The organism is Mesorhizobium sp. M7A.F.Ca.CA.004.12.1.1 (genome assembly GCF_003997835.1).
Taxonomy (GTDB): Bacteria; Pseudomonadota; Alphaproteobacteria; order Rhizobiales; family Rhizobiaceae; genus Mesorhizobium.
This window is the reverse complement of record NZ_RZRK01000611.1, coordinates 1-3,719: the sequence shown is the minus strand read 5'-3', so window position 1 is coordinate 3,719 and position 3,719 is coordinate 1. Positions and strand designations below refer to the sequence as shown.

4 protein-coding genes and 1 pseudogene are annotated in these 3,719 nt (G+C 62.2%); 1 reads left to right on the top strand and 4 read right to left on the bottom strand.

Features of this window, described 5'->3' with window-relative positions; translation table 11 throughout:
• From EN984_RS26130 to rsfS, 4 genes and pseudogenes are all read right to left on the bottom strand, one after another.
• A pseudogene (locus tag EN984_RS26130) lies at positions 1-223 on the bottom strand (peptidase S41); the annotation flags it as partial.
• Entirely contained in the window at positions 224-1,561 is a 1,338-nt protein-coding gene (locus EN984_RS26125) for a murein hydrolase activator EnvC (protein ID WP_127267093.1), read from the bottom strand.
• Between the two features lie 124 nt (positions 1,562-1,685).
• Positions 1,686-2,168 carry a 23S rRNA (pseudouridine(1915)-N(3))-methyltransferase RlmH gene (gene rlmH, locus EN984_RS26120; RefSeq protein ID WP_127267094.1) on the bottom strand — a complete coding sequence of 161 codons (483 nt, stop codon included), beginning with the start codon at positions 2,166-2,168 and terminating at the stop codon, positions 1,686-1,688.
• A 27-nt stretch (positions 2,169-2,195) separates the two neighbouring features.
• Positions 2,196-2,573 (bottom strand): ribosome silencing factor, encoded by a 378-nt coding sequence (gene rsfS / locus EN984_RS26115; RefSeq protein WP_013529073.1) that lies wholly within the window; start codon positions 2,571-2,573, stop codon positions 2,196-2,198.
• A gap of 242 nt (positions 2,574-2,815) precedes the next feature.
• On the opposite strand from rsfS, the gene EN984_RS26110 reads away from it, so the two are divergent.
• On the top strand, positions 2,816-3,667 hold the full coding sequence (locus EN984_RS26110) for a mechanosensitive ion channel domain-containing protein (protein ID WP_127267095.1): 852 nt from the start codon (positions 2,816-2,818) through the stop codon (positions 3,665-3,667).
• Positions 3,668-3,719: the final 52 nt, after the last annotated feature.

Sequence of the window (3,719 nt, the reverse complement as noted above, 5' to 3'; positions counted from 1 at the left end):
AGGCCAGCATGCCGTTGATGGCATTCTCGACCAGCGACTTGTCGTCGGGCGGTGTCACATACTGTGCCCGCACCCGCTCGAAGATATCGCCGAAGATCGCCAGTTGCTTGTAGGTCTCCGACCCTGCAGCGTTCGCCGCCGAGCCGGGCGCGCCATAGACCAGGCTCATGGCGGACGCGCCCATCAGCGCACCGGCAAACAGAAGCGACAGTTTCCGCATTATTCACGTCCTTCCAGAAAAACGGTCCGCCCACCATGGGGCCGGATCGACGGGTTTTCCATCCTTGCGGAACTCGACATAGAGTTCCGGCGTGGCATTTCCATTCTTCGAAACCGAGGTGCTCGCCACCCGGGCCTCTCCCATCGCACCGATCGGCTCTCCTGCAAGCACTGATTGACCGGTCGCGACGCTGATTCTGCTCATCCCCGCCAAAACGACATGATAGCCGTCGCCTGCGTTCAGGATCAAGAGTTGACCATAAGAGCGAAACGGCCCCGCATAAAGCACATTTCCATCCGCCGGCGCGGTAACGATGGCTCCCGATTGTGTCGCAACCATGTCGCCAAGCATCACCGCGCCGTTACCGTCATCGGCGCCGAATCGCCGCTTGATACGGCCGGTCACCGGCAGCGCGATCTGTCCCTGAAGGGCCGAAAAGGGCACCGCGGCGGCAAGTTGGTTGCTTTCCGGAACGGGCAGCGACGCCAGTTCCGCCGGCGCCGATGTGTTGTCGCCGCTTGCCGTCTTCTGCTCGGCGGCCTTGGCAGCATCGGCAGCCTTGCGGCTCTTGTCGGCCTGCGCTTCGAGCGACGCGATCAACTCCTTCAGGCTGCCGGCCTTGGCCGCCAGCGCTTCGGATCGCTGCTTTTCGGCGGCCATTTGCGTCTGCGTGTCGGCTTCGAGCTTCTGCTTGGCCTCCAGCAGCATGCCGAGCCGCTTCTTTTCCGCCGTCTGGTCGCCGACCGCCGCCGTCAGCCGCGCCCGTTCGGCCTCGATCGACGCCGTGATCCTGGTCTGTTCCTTGAGATCGGCAAGCAGGCTATCGGTCTGCTGGCGCAGTTCCGGCACCACCGCGCCGAGCAGGATGGCGCTGCGCACCGACGACAGCGCGTCCTCGGGCTTGACCAGGATCGCCGGCGGCGGGTTGAGGCCCATGCGCTGCAGCGCGCCCAGCACTTCGGCCAGAACGTCGCGCCGCGCCATCAGCGAGGCGCGGATCTTCTGTTCCTGGCCCTTCAGTCCTTCCAGCCGGGCGCCGATGTCCTCGATGTCCTGGCCGAGCTTCTGCTCGGTCATCGCCGACTGGATCAATGCGGCGGTGATCGAGGCGTGATCCTTCTTGATCGTCGCGATATCGGCGGAGAGTTTGGCCAATCGTTCCGACGACAGCGTGATCTCCTTCGAGACCCGTTCATATTCGGCCCGGCTCTGATCCGGATCGGGAGCCATGTCGAGCGTGTTTTCCGCCCGCCCCGCATGCAGCGACAGCACAAGCACCGCCACCGCGATGCCGCAGCGCGCGCGCCAGGAGCCCGTTCTTGATTTTCTGTCTTCAGACATTGAAGCCCGACTCTATGCGTGGCTTCGTTAACGAACAATCAACCATGTTCGAAACCGCCCACTCGATGCAATCTTGCCTCGGCATTGGGGCGGAAATCCGGGTGTACTGCACCAATTCACCGGTTTACGAGCGATGATAAGGATGTCCCGAAAGGATGGTGGCCGCCCGATAAAGCTGCTCTCCCAGCATCACGCGCACCAGCTGATGCGGCCATGTCAACAATCCGAACGACATCACCAGTTCGGCCTGGTCGCGCAGCGACTGGTCGTGACCGTCGGCGCCGCCGATGGCGATGACCAGCGCCTTGCGGCCACCGTCACGCAACAGGCCGAGGCGCCCGGCGAAATCTTCCGAGGAAAAGCTTTTGCCGCGTTCGTCCAGCAGGATCAAAGCGGTGCCGGGCTGCAACTGCGTCTGCAGTTTCTGGCCTTCCTCACGCCGGCGCTCGTTGGCGGTCTGGCTGCGCCCCTCGGCAATCTCGGCAATGCCGCCAAATTCAAGCCCCACGGCCGGGCCGCTCTTGGCGAAGCGCTCGAAATAGCGGTCGGCAAGCAGCTTTTCGGGGCCGGCTTTCATCCGGCCCACGGCATGAACTGATATCTTCATCCTCGCCTTGTAAGCCGCGCGAACGACTTAGTGGAGCGTTTCTTCCTCGAGGTCCGGCGCCTGCCACATCTTTTCGAGATTGTAGAATTCGCGGACTTCGGGGCGGAAGACATGGACGATGATGTCGCCAGAATCGATCAGGACCCAGTCGGCGCCGGACAGCCCCTCAACGCGCGCGGTGCCGAGACCGGCATCCTTGATCGCTTTGAGAAGATGATCGGCGACAGCCGCGACATGACGGTGCGATCGGCCCGAAGCGACGACCATGTAGTCGCCGAGGCTCGATTTCCCCTGGATGTCGATGGAGACAATGTTTTCGGCCTTGGAGTCTTCCAGACTGGCAAGGACTGTCTTGATGGCGCGGGACACGGCGTCGTCTACGCTGATCCTGGCCGGCGAAGGCATGATATCGGCCTTCTTCCGCAGTGCTGTTCTCAGTGTATTTCCTTTCGCAGCAAGAACAACCAAATCACCCCTTGAAGCAGGTGACACCACTTAGATAGGCAGAGTTCCCTGACAGTTTCAAGACGGGACCCTGCCTCGCACGAACGTATTGTCGCTCTTGTGGTTCCGCTGCACGCCGGAAAAGATCGGAACCCTCACCGCCCGCATGGGTTATCGGCTCACCGACCAACCGGATTCCCCCCATGCCGATCGACCCGCAAAACGCCTTTCTCAGCGTCCAGGCTGGCCTCGCCCAACTGAGCACGCTGATTGTTTCGTACTCCTTCTCGGCCATCGGTGCCGTCATCCTCTTGATTGTCGGCTACATCGTCGCCGGTCTTGCCGAACGTTCGATCTTCGCCGGTCTCGGCCATATCCATGGTTTCGATGCGACGTTGCGGCATTTCTTCTCCAAGATCGTCCGCTACGCCATCCTGATCCTCGTCACCATCATGGTGCTCGGCCAGTTCGGCGTGCAGACGGCCTCGATCATTGCCGCGATCGGTGCCATTGGCCTCGCCATCGGTCTGGCGTTGCAGGGCACGCTGCAGAACATCGCCGCCGGCATCATGCTTCTGGCGCTGCGGCCGTTCCGCATCGGCGAATCCGTCGAGGTTGGTTCGATCGCCGGCACGATCGAGGAAATCGGTCTGTTCGCGACCAAGCTCAGGACCGCCGACGGCGTCTACATCCTGGCGCCCAACTCGACGTTGTGGAACCAGCCGGTGCGCAACTTCTCGCGCAACGGCGTACGCCGCAGCGACATCACACTCTCCATCGGCTCCTGGAACGACATCGACAGGGCGCAGAAAACCTTGCTTGCCACTGCCGCGGCCGAACGGCGAGTGAAACGTGAGCCGGCGCCGATCGCTTTCGTCTCGACATTGGGTGACAGCACTGTTTCGATTGCCTTGCGCTATTGGACATCGTCGGCGGACTTCTTCGCCACCCAGACTGATCTCACCAAGCGCGCCAAACAGGAATTCGATAGCGAAGGCATATCGATCCCGCTGCCGCCGCCGGAAGCGCCCCAACCCGAAGCCCGCCGGCAATAGTCGGTTGGCTCAGTGCCGGCCCTCATCGTCCGGTGCGAAGGCAAGTTCGACC

Bases quoted from the DNA above. Each gene is read 5' to 3' on its own strand.
- rsfS (WP_013529073.1), bottom strand. From the start codon at position 2,573: ATGCCTTCGCCGGCCAGGATCAGCGTAGACGACGCCGTGTCCCGCGCC.
- EN984_RS26110 (WP_127267095.1), top strand. From the start codon at position 2,816: ATGCCGATCGACCCGCAAAACGCCTTTCTCAGCGTCCAGGCTGGCCTC.
- EN984_RS26125 (WP_127267093.1), bottom strand. From the start codon at position 1,561: ATGTCTGAAGACAGAAAATCAAGAACGGGCTCCTGGCGCGCGCGCTGC.
- rlmH (WP_127267094.1), bottom strand. From the start codon at position 2,168: ATGAAGATATCAGTTCATGCCGTGGGCCGGATGAAAGCCGGCCCCGAA.